The following is a 15037-nucleotide window of genomic DNA, read 5'->3' as shown; positions in this document are numbered from 1 at the left end:
ACGCCGAGCGGATACACGACGACCGGCGACGACGGGTCGGCGGCGTTCAGCAGCGCGCTGAGCGCCGCGGTGATCCGGTGTCCCGGATCCACGGCGGACGAGCTCATCAACAGGACCGTTCCTGGAGCACGACGCGGACCGCGGACAGTCCACCGGCCGGCAGGTCGGCGCCGCCGATCGGCACCACCACGACATCTGTGCCGGCCTTCGCCAGATCGTCCAGCACACCCTGCCAGCCGCCATCCGCGTCGAGCCCGACCGGAGCGGTACCGGCCACCGCGAGGGTGTCGGCGTCGAAGTCGACGAGCATGGGGTCACACCCGTCGGTGGCCTCCGGGTCAGCCGACTGCTGTCGAAGCTGGACCCGCCCGAGCAGGTCGCACAGCGTACGCACAGCGGCCTTCCGCCACGACGGGTCGGTGGCGATCGACCAGAGCTTTCCGCCGCTGTGCGGCTCGACGCACCGGCCGAGCAGCGTGGGTACCCCACCCGGCGCACTCGCGGTGAGGTCGAGTAGCTCGACGGTGACGTCCAGATTCGCCGCTGACTTGGCGAGGAACCGCAGCTCCGGGTCGTCCCCGAGAGCGTCCAGCGGCACCTGCGCCACCGGCGTACCGGCTATCGCGTCCCGCAGCGCGGCGAACGCCAAGGCGGAGGCGAGCCCATCCCGAATCGCCGCGGCGGGGTCGAAGCCAGCCCCGGCTCCGGCGCGGCTCGGCTCGACGACCCGGTCCGCGTTGGCGATGCCGAACGGCTCGACCACCGCCCGCGGCAGTTCGACCCGCGCGTCGCTCGTCAGGCAGTCGCCGGTAACCGGTCCCTTGTCGTACGCGCCCGCGCCGAGCTGATCGGCGTACGCGACGGCGGCCAGCGCCAGCGCGCGCGTCCGGGCCCCGACCACATGGTGTACGTCGAAGGCACTGATCCGCCGGGGTGTCCCCGACGGGTCGGTGAACCGTACCGTACCGATCTTGACCGGCGTCTGCTCCCAGTCCTCGTCGTCGTAGCGCTGGAACACGCCGGCGTGCGGCTGCAGCAGGAGGTCCCGCGCGGCCAGCTCTTCGGCCGCGGCGTCGGCCGCCTCGTCCTCGTCGGCGACCTGGGCGGGCGACGGCGCGTCGACGACGACGGCGGCCAGCGGGATCCGCGGTGGTTCCGGCCGGCAGTAGACACACAGTGGGTGCGGCAACAGCGGTTCGCTGACCACGTCGAGCGAGTCCAGGTCCTGCACGATCAACTTGCCGTCGGTCTCCGCGGTCAAGGCGCCGGTGGTGAGTCGGAACACCTCGAACCCCAGAAGGTTGCCGATCATGGCAGCCAGCGGGCCGGTCGGACGGGGGAGGGTCGACGGCGCGGCGGCGACCGCCACCTGGCGCCAGACGTCGGCGGCGGCGACACCGCCGGCGTTGACCGTCAGCCGCAGCATCGCGCAGTACCAGCAGCCCTGGTGACCGGCACCGCAGGCCGGGCCGACGATCGCCCGGCTGCCGAACGTCCAGGCGGGAATCATTGTCTTGCCCTCGGGAACGCCGGCGGCGAGCAGCCGGTGCGCCAACCGGGCGGCGCCGTCGCCACCGGCCACCAGTACGACGTCGGCTTCGGTCAGGTCGGCCCAGCTCAGCTCGTCTCCGCCGGACGGCCAGTCGAGCACCGTGCACGGTACGCCGGTGGAGCGCAGCTCCGCGGCTTCCGCGGCGGCGGTCCCGTCGCCCCTGCCGACGAGCGCCACCCGGGCCATCCCGTTGCGTACCAGGCTGGTGGCGCAGGCGTGCGCGATCGGCCCGCTCCCGATGACCGCCGCGGTGCTGTCGCGGAAGGCGGCGAACCGTTGCGGCGCGCCATCGACGTAGTGGTCGATGTAGCCGATCTGGCTGGCGAACCGCTTCGCCACCGCCGCGCCGACGACCGTCGCCGGATCCACCTCGTCGGGCGGGATGTCGCGGGCGAGCTTGCGGGTCAAGAGGGCGCTGACAAGTTCGCCGACCATGGCGCGTTGCGGCTCGGGCAGCTTGGCGCAGAGCTCGGCTACCGTCCGGCGTCCGTTGAGGTGCGGGACCAGCAGCCTGGCCAGTCGATAGGCGCTGGGTGAGGTGATCCGGAAGCCGCCGGCCGGGTTGTGAAAGAGAACGCCGTCGTACGCGGCGGTGAAAAGCACATCTCGGCGGATCCGAGGCCGGGTGGCAGCAACGGACTCATATATAGCTGACATCAGAACTCCGTTCCTGAAGCGGTGAGGGTGACAACGGCGCCGACGTCCGGCCGCCGACCGTCGGTGGCGGCACGGGAGTAGAGCCGAAGGAGTTCGCGCATCCGGTAGTGCCCCGGACGCTCGTCGAACAGGCTGGCGTCGGCGAGCTGGTCGACTATCGCCTCGGCGACGTCGGGCGTGACCTGCAGCCGGTCCGCCACGGCCGGCAGTGCGAGCGCGTCCTGGTCGTGCGTACCGAGGCTCAGGAACGCGTCGACAATTGCCGGGGGCAGCCGGTTCACCGCCGTGTCGAACCGGCTGAGCAACGACATGTCCGGGTCGCCGGGAAGCGCCAGCCGAGTGATCGGATCTTCGCGGAGCCAGGCAACCGACTCGGCCAGGCTCGCCCTGGTCCGGGTGAGCAGACGGCCGGCGGCGATCCGCAACGCCAGCGGCAGTTGGCCGCACAGTTCGGCGAGCTCCGCCGCGGCGGCCGGCTCGGCCTCCACCCGCTCCTCGCCGATGAGCGTGGACAGCAGCGTGACGGACTCGGCGGGGCTGAGCCCCTCCAGCCGTTCTATCCAACCACCGAACCGCGCGACGACTCCGGCAAGACTGAACTGGCTGGTGAGTAGGACGGCGTCCCCGGGCGTCCACATCGGTGCGACCGTGAGCGCCTGCTGCACGTCGACCACATCGTCCAGGATGAGCAGGCCGCGTCGCCGTGCGCCGGTGCGCGTCCAGCCCGCCACCCGGGCGGCCAGCTCGTCGGTGGTCAGTGGCTCGCCACCCGGGGCCCGCATCTTGATCATGAGTTGGCCGGCCGGAAAGTCCTCTCTCATCCGTGCCGCCACGTGCCGGGCCAGCGCGCTCTTACCGACGCCGGGTGGGCCGGTCAGCACGACGATGCCCGTCGCGGTGACGAGCCGTCCGGCCACTACCCGGACAGCGGCGGCGCGTCCGACGAACTCCCGCGGCGCCCGGACGGACGGCCGGCTCGCCGCCGTGTCGTGCGGCTCGGCGGGCTGGGCGGAGGTGGTGATCTGAGCCCGCCCGTCCAGCAGCTGTCCGGTCAGGATGCTCGACTCGAGCCGCCGCAGGCGGGGCCTGGGGTCGACGCCCAGCTCGCCGGAGAGGTAGTCCTTGATCCTCCGGTACTCGGCCACCGCCTCGGTCTGCCGGCCAGTCCGGTACAGCGCCTCGATGAGCTGCTCGGCGAAGCGTTCGTTCCCCGGGTAGGCGCGGGTGGCCTCCCAGAGTTGGACCAGGGCGGTCGCGGTGAACCCTAGCTGGATCTTCAGGTCGCAGAGCCGCTCCAGGACCCGCAGCCGCTCCTCGTTCAGCCTCGGTACGACGTCGCGGTGCAACGCTTCCGACGGCACGTTGGCCAGCACCGGACCGTTCCACAGCGCCAGGGCCGCCTCGAGGAGCACCAGCTGCTGATCGTCTTGCGGTCGCGAATCGGCAGCCTTGGCCAGTTCGCGGAACCGGACCAGGTCGACCGTCTCGGCGGACGCGCGGACCCGGTATCCGCCAGGTACCGTCTCGATGGCCGTGGCGGTGATCCCGTGCCGGACGAACAGCTGGCGCAGCCGCATGGCGCAGGTCTGCAGCGCCCCCTTCGCGGCCGCCGGCTGGTCGTCGCCCCAGATCGCCTCCTGCAGGGCGCCCACCGAGACCACCTCGTTGGGGCGCAGCAGCAGCGCTGCGAGCAGGTTGGTCACCCGGGACGGCTGCAGCACGACTGCCTCCGTGCCCTTGGCGAGTGCCAGCGGACCAAGCACCCGGAATGTCACCTCGGCCTCGGAGAGCCGCTCGGCCGTATCACCGTCCGTATCCGGGTTCGCTGTCCGCACGGCCGGTCGCATCGCACCCTCCCGTTCGCTCGTCGAGCCGGCAGCCAGCGACGGTCCCGTTACCTGGGACTGTTACGCATGACCGAAATGTTTCGAGGCTTGGTCACGGCAAAAGGTAGCCCGCATCCGTCGGCCCGGATACGTCACATTCCAGCGGTCGTCTCGTGAGCGACGGTCGCCGTGCTGCGGGCAGCCGTCGACCGCGACGGATCAGATTCCCGGAATGAGGCGCAGTTCCATGGCGACCCGGGTCAGCCCGGCCTTGTTGTGCGCCCGCACCTTTCGCCGTACCCGATGGAGGTAGGTGTCCACGGTGGGCTTGGAGAGGCCGAGCTGCTGGCCGATCTGCTTGTGGGTGAGGCCTTGGGCGACAAGCGTGAGCACCTCCCGCTCCCGCGGCGTGAGGACGTTGACCGACACGGCGCCGGCGGTCCGGTCCGGGCCGTCGCCGGGCTGGTCGGAGAGCGAGCGATCGGCCGCGAGGACGGGGCCGAGGTTGCTTCCGAGGTAGAAGTCGCCGGCGGCAACGGCGCCGATGGCCCGGACAAGGCTGGTGACGCTGGCTCCCTTGGACAGGTAGCCCCGGGCACCGGCGCGCAGCGCCGCCCGCACGTCGTCGGGGTCCGTCGAGTTCGACATGACCACTACCGGGAGGTTCCCCGGTAGCTGGAGAGGCCGGCGGACCGGCTGGGCAAACGGATCTCCGACCGCGATGAGGGCGTCCCGCGGATACGCGAGCAACTGCGGATCCGCGAAGGCGGCGAAGACGCCGGCCAATTCCAGACTCGCCGCGTCCTTGAGCACCTCGATCAACCCGCGGAAGGTAACAGATCGATCATCGATGATCGCGATCTTGAGGCTCATTGCGGCGGCGCTCCTCTACAGCGGGCCAGCGCGTCACACTTCGTTGATCGATGCAATGTAGATGAGGCGCTGTCGGCTACCCGTACAAGATTTGTATATTCGATATACAACGCCGGTAGGCGGGCTGCCAGGTCGACGACCAGGCGCAATGATCCTGGTCTCAGTGCTTTGGGTGCGAGCTGTCCACATTGTGAATCAAGCAATGATAGGTGCGGCACCCCGGCGATGGTCGTCACCGGGAACGGTGCGGCTGGTGCAGGGCTGGCCGCGGGACCGGTGATCCTGACGCGTCCTGGCCACGACATCCCCGACGGTCACCTGTGCTGGCAGCCCTGGCCGGTCCGCCATCGGGCTTCCCCGGCGGGCGTCACGCGGCGGGCCCGTCCCGTCGGTGTCGCCCGCCGAAACCGGGTGCGGTGTCCTCGTGCCCCGGCCACCAGGCGGCGTGGCCGAGCAGCGCGGTGATGGCCGGCGTCAGGAAGAGCGACATCACGAACGCGACGATGGCGATGCCGCAGGAGATGGCGAAACCCATCTGGGTCAGGGTGCTGTTGCCGGCCAGCATCAGCGAGGCGAAGGTGCCGGCGAGGATCAGTTCGGCGGCGGCACCGGCCACCGAATCGGGGGCTCCGCCAGCAGGGGCGGACGCCGAGCCGGCCAGCCGGTGCGGGCGCGTCCGCCCCCCACCGACCGGCCGCTCGACATCCTTGCCGGGCCCGGGCAGGCCCGGTGAAAACCGGTACGGCTCGGTTCAGCCGACCGGGTTGAGTAGTTCGGCCTTGCCCTCGAAGGCGTACAGCAGCAGGTCGACCATCCGGAACGTCTCGTCGTCCGGCCCGAGGGTGGGCCGCCAGGTCGGGTCACGCAGGATCGAGATCCGGCTCCCCTCGATGGCCCGGTGGAACACCTCGGCGACGATCCGCGCGCCGACACCGTCGAGCCGGCCCCCGTTGAACTCCGCCTCGCGCAGGATGTAGAACCACAGCGGCGTGTTGGTGGTCAGCTCGGTCTTCTGTTCGTCGGTCAGCCCGTCCAGCACGGCGCCGTCCAGGCCGCCCAGGATCTCGTCGGCCTTGAGCGGCACCAGGTCGAAGAGCTGGGCCATCTGCTGACCGCTGGCCAACCGCACCATGACGGCCCGGGTGAGGTTGCGGAAGGCCAGGTTCAGCTCGATCGCCGGCGGCGCCTCCTGGCCGCCGAACGATCCGAGCGGCAGGTTGCGCAGCGGGTCCACCATCCGGGTGTCGATCCGCTGGGTCAGGTTGAGCTGCCGCTGCCCCGGATCGGTCTCGTCCCGCTTGACGACCGCGACCAGGTCGTCCCGGCCGGCCTCGGTGAAGTCGTACAGGCGGCGGAAGTCGGCGATCCAGTTGGTCGGCAGCCGCTCGAACGACCCCGACTCGGGGTCGGCGATGGTGCCGTCCGGCGAGAGGATCCCGCTGGTGCCGGAGAACTGGAACAGCAGCTCCAGGGTGCCGGCCGCCAGCACGTCCGGGTGGTCCGAGGTGTTGAAGACGCGGTTCCAGTCGTACACGGCACGGATCATGCTGTGTCCCAACCGGTAGGCCGCGACGGAGAACTCGATCGGCATGGTCGGCCGGTCGCCCGGCTGCACGGCCCGGTCCCGCCGCCCCGGGCCGTAGCCGGCGGAGACCTCGAAGAACCGGCGGCCCCGGCTGAACACCTCGTCGACCACCTCCGGCGCGACGATCCGGGGCAGGAAGTCGGTCACCAGTAGCCACTGGTAGTGCTTCACCACCACCGAGCGGGCCGCCCGGAACAGCGCCGGTCCGGAGAGCCCGCCCTCGGCCAACTGGTCGACCACCCGGTTGTGGAACCGGATGAACGCCAGGTGGGTCTGGGCGACCACCAGGTTCTCGTCGTTGCGGGCGTCCGGGATCAGCGCCGCCCGCCGCTCCCGCTTGCTCGACCCCAGCCCGGACCGGGGCAGGTCGAAGCCGTCCCGGTCCTGGTTGACCACGGGGTCGGTGCCGGCCACCGCCGCGGTGGTGCCGGTCTTCAGGTGTACGCCGTCAGCCGAGTAGAAGACCCGGTCGTGCTTGTCCCCGGGCCCCCGGCCGTAGAGCGAGTCGAGGTCGAGCGCCGGGGAGCGGCCCTGGAGCAACTCGTCGACGGAGACGTCCTCGCCCAGCGCGGCGGCGGTGTTGTCCATGGTCAGGTCGTGGTCCACGAACTGGCCGAGGTACGTGTACCCGGCCGGAACAGCCGGGTCCGCCGAATCGGCGTTCGCGCCGGCCACCATCGCCTCGGCGACGGCGGTGCGGGTCGGCTCGGACAGGGCCCGACCCTCCGGGCCGAGCCGGGAGAACCGGAACTTGCGCAGCTCGGCGGTTGTCGAAGGGCGGCGGGTGCTCGGTTCGTGCTTGTCGTCGAAGCAGAGCAGGCCCTCGCCCTCGACGAGATAGTCCTCCCGCATGTGCCGTTTCATTCGTCGTTCCTCCCTCGTGGTGACCAGCACCCGGACCCGGTTCGACTGACGGGGGAGGGATGTGCACGACAGGCGCGTACGCACGGCGACGCAACGTGCGTCCGCGCTGCCTGACCCCCGTGAACGTCCGCGATCGGCGCGGACCAGCCGACCCGGCCCGGTGCACCATGCCGGTCTCAGTCGACTTAGGGCCAAGAGTCCGCAGCACCGCCAGGGTCGTCCACCTAGTGTCGAGCATGCGACCGAAGCCGAGCCGGACCGTCACGCTGAGGCAATTAGCCAGTCACTGTAGGCAGTTTCTCGGCGTTCGCTGAGCGTCCCCTGTGGACTACCTGTCCCGTTCGCGCAGCGGGTACGGGATGAAGGTGCTCCGGTTCTCGTCGAGGTCGAGTTGCCGGCCGATCGGCTGGGCGGCCCGCTGCGGGCAGGTCATCCGCTCGCAGGTCCTGCAACCCGGCCCGATCGGGGTGGCCGCCTCGGTCGCGTGCAGGTCCATCCCGGCGGAGTAGACGAGCCGGCCGGCGTGCCGGGTCTCGCAGCCCAGCCCGATCGCGAACGTCTTGCCGGGCTGGCCGTACCCGCCGTGGTGCCGGGTCACGGTGCGGGCGATCCACAGGTAGCGCTGGCCGTCCGGCATCGCCGCCACCTGGGTCATCACCCGGCCAGGAGCGCCGAACGCCTCGTAGACGTTCCAGAGTGGACACGTCCCGCCGGAGCGGGAGAACGGGAAGCCGGTCGCCGACTGGCGCTTGGACATGTTGCCGGCCCGGTCCACCCGGACGAACGAGAACGGCACTCCGCGCGCCCTCGGTCGCTGCAGGGTGCTCAGCCGGTGGCAGACGCTCTCCCAGCCCATCGCGAAGTGGTCGGTCAGCAGTTCGATGTCGTACCGCATCGTCTCGGCCGCGGTGAGGAATTCCCGGTACGGCAGAATCAGTGCGGCGGCGAAATAGTTCGCCAATCCGACCCGCATCAGGATCTGGGTCTGCAAATCGTCGAGGTTTTCCTCCTCGATGATTTCGTCGATGACGTCGGCGAATTCGAGCAGTGAGATCTGGGCGCCCATCCGAATCGCCCGTTGGCCCGAGCGCAGCGAGGTCGACAGGTGCAGGGTGCGGGTCTCCGGCCGGTAGCGGTGCAGGTCGCCGGCGAGCGAGTCGGGATCCTGTCGGACTATCCGGATGCCGTGCCGGCCGGCGAGCCGGTCGCTGAGCGCGGCCCGGGTCTCGCCCCGGCGGATCCCGATCTGCGCGGCCAGTGCCTCGGCCGCCTCGTCCAGCTCCGGGACGTAGTTCTGCCGACGGTAGAAGAAGTCGCTGACCTGGTCGTGCGGGCTGCGACCCGGCACCAGCCCCCGGTCGCCGACCACCTCGGCGAGCTGGTCGTCGACCTGCCGGTAGCGCCGGTAGAGGTCGATCACCGCCTCGGCCACCTCGGGCAGCTTGCCGGCGAGTTCCGTGAGGTCGGGCAGGCTGGCCCGGGTCGGCAGCGCCTCGCGTAGCTCGGCGACCAGCCGGGGCGTGTCGTGCGGTGCGAAGTAGGCGGTGTCGACGCCGAAGACCTCGGTGATCCGGATCAGCACCGGGACGGTCAGCGGGCGGGAGTCGTGCTCGATCTGGTTGAGATAGCTGGGCGAGATGGCGAGCTGCCGGGCCAGCTCGATCTGGTTGATGCCGTGCTCCTCGCGCAGCCGGCGGAGCCGCGCACCTGCGAACGTCTTGGCCACGGCGCCTCCCTCCGCCCGGATCCAGTCACATTAACACATCTGTAAAGCAGCACATTCGCAACTTCGCAAAATACGGTCGAGACTTTTCAATAGTTGGCTGTTTCCGTGTCTCGACCCGTTGACGGAGACCGTGCCACAGTTTCGACAAGTCCTGATGGACCGTGAGTTGTCGACGAACTTCGGAGGAGACTTCCATGAGCACGCCGGCAGAGCGGTTGCGTACCGAATGGGCCACCGACCCGCGTTGGCGGGGCGTCGAGCGGGTCTATCAGCCGGAGGAGGTCGTCCGGCTGCGTGGCGTGGTGCAGGAGCAGCACACCCTCGCCGACCGGGGCGCCCGGCGGCTGTGGGACCTGCTGCACCAGGAGGACTTCGTCCCGGCGCTCGGTGCGCTCACCGGCAACCAGGCCGTGCAGATGGTCCGGGCCGGGCTCAAGTCGATCTACCTCTCCGGCTGGCAGGTCGCCGCCGACGCCAACCTCGCCGGACACACCTATCCGGACCAGAGCCTCTATCCGGCCAACTCCGTGCCGGCGGTGGTGCGTCGGGTCAACAACGCGCTGCTGCGCGCCGGCCAGATCGAGACGGCGGAGGGCCGCCGCAGCGGGGCCGACGACGCCGGGATCGACTGGCTCGCCCCGATCGTCGCCGACGCCGAGGCCGGGTTCGGCGGGCCGCTGAACGCGTACGAGCTGATGACCGCGATGATCGTGGCCGGCGCGGCCGGGGTGCACTGGGAGGACCAGCTCGCCTCGGAGAAGAAGTGCGGGCACCTCGGCGGAAAGGTGCTGGTGCCGACCGGGCAGCACGTCCGGACCCTCAACGCCGCCCGGCTCGCCGCCGACGTGGCCGGCGTCCCCTCGGTGATCGTCGCGCGTACCGACGCGCAGGCGGCGACGCTGCTCACCACCGACGTCGACGAGCGGGACCGGCCGTTCGTCACCGGCGAGCGGACTGCCGAGGGCTTCTACCGGGTCCGCAACGGGTTCGACGCCTGCGTGGCCCGGGGACTCGCCTACGCCCCCTACGCCGACCTGCTCTGGATGGAGACCAGCACCCCGGACCTGGAACTGGCCCGCCGGTTCGCCGAGGAGATCAAGGCGGTGTACCCGGACCAACTGCTGGCGTACAACTGCTCGCCGTCGTTCAACTGGCGCAAGCACCTCGACGACGCCACCATCACCAAGTTCCAGCGCGAACTGGGGCACCTGGGCTACCGCTTCCAGTTCATCACCCTGGCCGGCTTCCACGCGCTGAACTACTCGATGTTCGACCTGGCCCGGGGCTACGCCGTCGAGGGCATGCCGGCGTACGTGTCGCTGCAGGAGCGGGAGTTCGCCGCCGAGGCGTACGGCTACACGGCGGTCAAGCACCAACGTGAGGTCGGCACCGGCTACTTCGACCTGGTCAGCACGGTGCTGAACCCGGCCGCCGAGACCACCGCACTGCGCGGTTCGACCGAAGAGGAGCAATTCTGATGCGGATAGTGGTGAACGGTCCGATGCGGGAGCGCTACGAGGAGATCCTCAGCCCCAAGGCGCTGGACTTCCTGGTCGCGCTCGACAGCGAGTTCGCGGCCCGCCGGGTGGCCCTGCTGGACACCCGGCGGGCCCGCCGGGCCCGCTACGCCGACGGCCAGCTCCCCGGCTTCCTGCCCGAGACCGAGGCGATCCGAGCCGACCCGAGCTGGCGGGTGGCGCCGCCGGCACCGGGCCTGCACGACCGGCGGGTCGAGATCACCGGCCCGACCGACCGGAAGATGACGGTCAACGCGCTGAACTCCGGTGCGCAGGTGTGGCTGGCCGACTTCGAGGACGCGCTCGCGCCGACCTGGGACAACGTGATCGGCGGGCAGCTCAACCTGGTCGACGCGATCGACCGGCGGATCGACTTCACCGCGCCGGGCGGCAAGCGGTACGCCCTCGGCGACGACCTCGCCACCATCGTGGTCCGGCCGCGCGGCTGGCACCTGGTGGAGAAGCACGTCGTGGTCGACGGGCGGGCGATCTCGGCCACCCTCGTCGACTTCGGGCTCTACTTCTTCCACTGCGCGCAGCGCCAGCTCGACGCCGGCAGCGGCCCGTACTTCTACCTGCCGAAGCTGGAGAGCCACCGCGAGGCGCGGCTGTGGAACGAGGTCTTCCGGTTCGCGCAGAACTATCTCGGCATCCCGCAGGGGACCGTCCGGGCCACCGTGCTGATCGAGACCATCACCGCCGCGTTCGAGATGGACGAGATCCTCTACGAACTCCGCGAGCACTGCGCCGGGCTGAACGCCGGACGCTGGGACTACATCTTCAGCATCGTCAAGAACTTCGGCTGGCGGGACGATTTCGTGCTGCCCGACCGGGGCGACGTGACGATGACGGTGCCGTTCATGCGGGCGTACACGGAACTGCTGGTCCGGACCTGTCACCGGCGCGGTGCGCATGCGATCGGCGGGATGGCCGCCTTCATCCCGAGCCGCGATCCGGAGGTCAACAGGGCCGCCCTCGGCAAGGTCCGGGCGGACAAGGAGCGCGAGGCCGCGGACGGGTTCGACGGTTCCTGGGTGGCCCACCCCGGGCTGGTCCCGGTCTGCCGGGACGCCTTCGACGCCGTCCTCGGCGACCGCCCGCACCAGCTCGACCGGCGCCGCCCCGAGGTCACGGTCGGCGCGGACGACCTGCTGTCGGTGGACCGTACCCCGGGCCGGGTCACCGGCGCGGGGCTGCGCGGCAACGTGGCGGTGGCGCTGCGCTACTTCGACGCCTGGCTGGGCGGCACCGGCGCGGCGGCCATCTTCGACCTGATGGAGGACGCGGCCACCGCCGAGATCGCCCGCTGCCAGGTGTGGCAGTGGCTGCACCACGCGACGCCGCTGGCCGAGGGCGGCCGGGTCACCGAGGAACTGGTCCGGTCCATCCTGGTCGAGGAGGTGACGAGGCTGAACGCGGAACGGTCGGTCACCGAACGGGACCGGCTGACCCGGGCGGCGGAGATCTTCGTGCAGACCGCGCTCGGCGAGGAACTGCCGGCCTTCTTCACCACCGAGGCGTACGCCCGGCACCTGGTAACTTCCACGGCGCTCGTCCGGTAGGGCATCCGCCGGCCGGTCCGGCTGACATCATGGCCGGGTGCTGGAACGACTCGACGACATTGACTGGGAACGGCTCGGGAACGCCTACGGCTCCGCCGAGGACGTGCCCGAGCAGATCCGTGCGCTGCGCTCGCCGGACGCCGCGATCCGGGAGAAGGCCCGCTGGCAGCTCTACGGCAACATCTTCCACCAGGGCAGCCGGTACGAGGCGACGGCGTACGCGGTGCCGTTCCTGCTGGAGCTGCTGGCCGACCCGGCCACCGCCGAACGGGAGGAGCTGGTCGGCCTGCTGGCCGCCATCGCCGTCGGCTACGACGAGATGTGGCTGCCCGACGGGCTGCCGATCGCCGAGCACCGGCAGCAGGCGGCCGGCGGGGCGGAACTGCTCGCCGCCGCCCCGCATCCGGGCGACGACGACTTCGACGAGGACGAGGGCGACTCCGAGTACCTTGAGTCACTCTCCGAGGACGACCAGGACCGGCTGTACGCCCACGTGCTGGTCGCCGCGTACGACGCGGTCCGGGCCGGGGTGCCGCTGCTGCGTACCCTGCTGGCCGGCGAGCACGACCTGGAGTTGCGGGTGATGGCCGCGTACACGCTGTCCTGGTTTCCCGAGGAGGCCGAGGGCAGCCTGCCGGTGCTGGCCGGCGCGGTCACCGAGGCGCTGGAGGCCGGGGCGACGGCCGCGGACGGCCCGGATCACACCGTTCTCGCCGCGACCGCGCTGGTGGCGATCGGGCTGCTCGGCGGGGCGCCGGATCCCGCCCTGCTCGACGACCGGCGTCCGCTGGTCCGGTGGGGGGCCGCGATCGGCCTGGCCCGGGCGCACGGGCCAGGGGCGGATCGGGCGGTCGCCGCCGAGCTGCTGGGCTGGGCCGGCGGCAAGAGCCCGAGCGACGACCGGGTGCCGTTCCTCGACGGCGACCTGGCCGGGTACGCCGGGCGGGCGCTCGCCCAGCTCGGTGCCGGCCGGACGGTCGAGACGTTCGACGCGCTGCTGCACCGGATTCCGGCCGTCTCCGGCGTCGAGGCGCTGCACGTGGTCGGTGAGGCGCTGAAACTCGCCTTCCCGGCTGGGCCGCTGACCGGCGACGTCCCGTTCGACGCCCTCGACGAGCGGCAGCGACGGCTCGTCCGGCAGCTCGCCGAGCACGAGCAGGTGTGGCGGATCGACGGCTCGTACTTCGGGAACTTCCGGTTGCTGGTCGGCGGGTACGGCCTGCCGGACAAGTACGTCACGCTGCGGTCGTACGCCGGCCAGGGGTAGTCGGGCGCCGGCCGACGCGGTTACGGGCAGTCCACGAGAAGCCCGTAGCGACGATCCCCAGCGGGAGGCTGGACAACGGTAATCAGGTCTACCCCGGCCATCCGCTCCACCGGAGCCAGTACCGCACAGTCGAACACCTCGCCGGTGGTCTCGACCCGGAACGACTCGGACACCTCCTCGGGCGTTCCGCCGGTCGTGTCCAGGGTGCCCTGGAACTGCTCCCGGTACCTCTCCGACGTCTCCTCAGCGCTGTCCAGCCGAACCTTCTCGGTCCGGTACCGGGCAGACAGCGCAGACTCCACCGCACCCTTCTGCCCGGCGGTGACGTCGGTGCTCAGGAACACCGTCACGACGTAGCGATCCTGCGGCTGCCCGACCAACGAGAGAACCAGGAACGACCCGGCGGCGGCGACCGCACCGACGAGCATCGCCGCCAGCGCGACGGCCGCCACCACGATCCAACCCGGCCCCGGGGCGGGCCGGCCGGACACGGTGGACGACGAACCAGTAGGCAACGGCGTATCCGCCGACGGCTGGGGCGGCATGTCGGACATGGCTACCAGTGTCCACCACCCCGGGGCGCTATGCAGTATCCGGCGACGCGGCCCTCGACGACGTTCCGCCGACAGCGGCTATGGACAGTTCAGGAGGACGGCGTCAGGGCGTCCCACGGCGGCGAGCTGACGAACGACGATCCCGTCCACCCCGGGCATCCCCTCTACCGCCACCAAAGCCGCACAGTCGAACAGCCGGCCGACCGTCACGACCAGCAGCGATTCGGGGAGCGAATCGGGACGGACGGCGTCCAGCAGATCCGGCTGGTCCTTGAACAGTTCCTTGAACCTCTCGTACGCCTCGTCCCGGCTCTCCGTCCGGATCGCATCGGCCGGGTACCGGGTAGACAGCGCCGACTCCACCACCGCCTTCTGCTCGGCGGTGGCGGCAAGGTCCAGCCGCACTCTCACCTCGTACCGGTGCCGCGGCTGCGGCTGGTCGTCCCGGATGGCAAACAGCGTCGCGGCGGTGGCGAGCGCACCGACGAGCATCGCCGCCAGCGCGACGGCCGCCACCACGATCCAACGCCGCCCCGGGGCGGGCCGGTCGGGCACGGTGGACGACGAACCAGTAGGCAACGGCGTATCCGCCGACGGCTGGGGCGGCATGTCGGACATGGCTACCAGTGTCCACCAGCCCTGGTCGATACGCAGTACCGCCGTGTCGGGGCGCCGGCGGGTAGGCCGGCACCCCGACACTCGACTACGCCTCGGCGGCTCGGCGTGTCGGCCGACTACCGAACCTTTTCAACCTGAACCGCGCGGCGCTCGCACACCGCGTCTGACCTTGCGGTCCACCGCACCGCACGGCGAGGTTGAGAAGGTTCACTTGTCGTCGGCGAGCGCGACCAGCGCGCTGGCGGTACGGAAGTACTGGCTGCGGCCGAGGTCACCGATGGTCTTGATGCCCAGCGCCTCCTTGAGGTGCGTCGCGGCCCGCTCGCTGACTCCGGCGAGCGCGGCGACCGGGGCGTCGACGAGTTCGGCCACGCTCTTGTCCTGGTACTCCTTGTCGACCAGCTTGGCGAGGTTGGCGGTAACCGGCACGAATGCT

12 protein-coding genes are annotated in these 15037 nt (G+C 70.8%); 3 read left to right on the top strand and 9 right to left on the bottom strand.

What is annotated here, in order from left to right; genetic code table 11:
- Positions 1 to 106: 106 nt before the first annotated feature.
- The 6 genes from ACQEVC_RS41175 to ACQEVC_RS41150 all read right to left on the bottom strand — a co-directional run bounded on the left by ACQEVC_RS41175 (position 107) and on the right by ACQEVC_RS41150 (position 9083).
- Positions 107 to 2209 (bottom strand): TOMM precursor leader peptide-binding protein, encoded by a 2103-nt coding sequence (locus ACQEVC_RS41175; protein WP_432889248.1) that lies wholly within the window; start codon positions 2207 to 2209, stop codon positions 107 to 109.
- On the bottom strand, positions 2209 to 3972 hold the full coding sequence (locus tag ACQEVC_RS41170) for a BTAD domain-containing putative transcriptional regulator (RefSeq protein ID WP_432889245.1): 1764 nt from the start codon (positions 3970 to 3972) through the stop codon (positions 2209 to 2211). The genes ACQEVC_RS41175 and ACQEVC_RS41170 overlap by 1 nt, the downstream gene beginning before the upstream one ends.
- A gap of 282 nt (positions 3973 to 4254) precedes the next feature.
- Positions 4255 to 4908 (bottom strand): LuxR C-terminal-related transcriptional regulator, encoded by a 654-nt coding sequence (locus ACQEVC_RS41165; protein ID WP_432889243.1) that lies wholly within the window; start codon positions 4906 to 4908, stop codon positions 4255 to 4257.
- A 367-nt stretch (positions 4909 to 5275) separates the two neighbouring features.
- The gene (locus tag ACQEVC_RS41160) at positions 5276 to 5524 is read right to left on the bottom strand and encodes an MMPL family transporter (RefSeq protein ID WP_432889242.1); all 249 of its coding nucleotides are present in this window, start codon (positions 5522 to 5524) and stop codon (positions 5276 to 5278) included.
- A gap of 135 nt (positions 5525 to 5659) precedes the next feature.
- Positions 5660 to 7357: a peroxidase family protein gene (locus ACQEVC_RS41155; RefSeq protein WP_432889240.1), complete on the bottom strand. Its 1698-nt coding sequence runs from the start codon at positions 7355 to 7357 to the stop codon at positions 5660 to 5662.
- A gap of 328 nt (positions 7358 to 7685) precedes the next feature.
- Positions 7686 to 9083, bottom strand: coding sequence for a short-chain fatty acyl-CoA regulator family protein (locus ACQEVC_RS41150; protein WP_432889238.1), 1398 nt, complete (start codon positions 9081 to 9083; stop codon positions 7686 to 7688).
- Positions 9084 to 9277: 194 nt separating this feature from the next.
- Here ACQEVC_RS41150 and aceA point away from each other — a divergent pair, with 194 nt between their 5' ends.
- Genes aceA through ACQEVC_RS41135 form a run of 3 tightly spaced genes read left to right on the top strand, consistent with a single transcriptional unit; the run spans position 9278 to position 13429 of the window.
- Positions 9278 to 10561, top strand: coding sequence for an isocitrate lyase (gene aceA / locus ACQEVC_RS41145; protein ID WP_432889235.1), 1284 nt, complete (start codon positions 9278 to 9280; stop codon positions 10559 to 10561).
- Positions 10561 to 12162 carry a malate synthase A gene (gene aceB / locus ACQEVC_RS41140; protein WP_432889233.1) on the top strand — a complete coding sequence of 534 codons (1602 nt, stop codon included), beginning with the start codon at positions 10561 to 10563 and terminating at the stop codon, positions 12160 to 12162. The genes aceA and aceB overlap by 1 nt, the downstream gene beginning before the upstream one ends.
- A 37-nt stretch (positions 12163 to 12199) precedes the next feature.
- Positions 12200 to 13429 (top strand): hypothetical protein, encoded by a 1230-nt coding sequence (locus ACQEVC_RS41135; protein WP_432889230.1) that lies wholly within the window; start codon positions 12200 to 12202, stop codon positions 13427 to 13429.
- A gap of 20 nt (positions 13430 to 13449) precedes the next feature.
- On the opposite strand, the gene ACQEVC_RS41130 is transcribed toward ACQEVC_RS41135, so the two are convergent.
- The 3 genes from ACQEVC_RS41130 to ACQEVC_RS41120 form a co-directional block, all read right to left on the bottom strand.
- The gene (locus ACQEVC_RS41130; RefSeq protein ID WP_432889227.1) at positions 13450 to 13983 is read right to left on the bottom strand and encodes a permease-like cell division protein FtsX; all 534 of its coding nucleotides are present in this window, start codon (positions 13981 to 13983) and stop codon (positions 13450 to 13452) included.
- Between the two features lie 78 nt (positions 13984 to 14061).
- Positions 14062 to 14601 (bottom strand): permease-like cell division protein FtsX, encoded by a 540-nt coding sequence (locus ACQEVC_RS41125; RefSeq protein ID WP_432889225.1) that lies wholly within the window; start codon positions 14599 to 14601, stop codon positions 14062 to 14064.
- 207 nt (positions 14602 to 14808) lie between these two features.
- The gene (locus ACQEVC_RS41120) at positions 14809 to 15030 is read right to left on the bottom strand and encodes a hypothetical protein (protein WP_318397857.1); all 222 of its coding nucleotides are present in this window, start codon (positions 15028 to 15030) and stop codon (positions 14809 to 14811) included.
- Positions 15031 to 15037 lie beyond the last annotated feature (7 nt).

The sequence above is a fragment of the Plantactinospora sp. CA-294935 genome, from assembly GCF_050936445.1.
Classification (GTDB): Bacteria; Actinomycetota; Actinomycetes; order Mycobacteriales; family Micromonosporaceae; genus Plantactinospora.
Note: the sequence above shows the minus strand (reverse complement) of the source record. Positions and strands in the feature narration are given on the sequence as shown.

Excerpts from the sequence above, each read along its gene's own strand:
- ACQEVC_RS41125 (WP_432889225.1), bottom strand. The coding sequence starts at position 14,601 with ATGTCCGACATGCCGCCCCAGCCGTCGGCGGATACGCCGTTGCCTACT.
- ACQEVC_RS41175 (WP_432889248.1), bottom strand. The coding sequence starts at position 2,209 with ATGTCAGCTATATATGAGTCCGTTGCTGCCACCCGGCCTCGGATCCGC.
- ACQEVC_RS41130 (WP_432889227.1), bottom strand. The coding sequence starts at position 13,983 with ATGTCCGACATGCCGCCCCAGCCGTCGGCGGATACGCCGTTGCCTACT.
- ACQEVC_RS41165 (WP_432889243.1), bottom strand. The coding sequence starts at position 4,908 with ATGAGCCTCAAGATCGCGATCATCGATGATCGATCTGTTACCTTCCGC.
- ACQEVC_RS41155 (WP_432889240.1), bottom strand. The coding sequence starts at position 7,357 with ATGAAACGGCACATGCGGGAGGACTATCTCGTCGAGGGCGAGGGCCTG.
- aceB (WP_432889233.1), top strand. The coding sequence starts at position 10,561 with ATGCGGATAGTGGTGAACGGTCCGATGCGGGAGCGCTACGAGGAGATC.
- aceA (WP_432889235.1), top strand. The coding sequence starts at position 9,278 with ATGAGCACGCCGGCAGAGCGGTTGCGTACCGAATGGGCCACCGACCCG.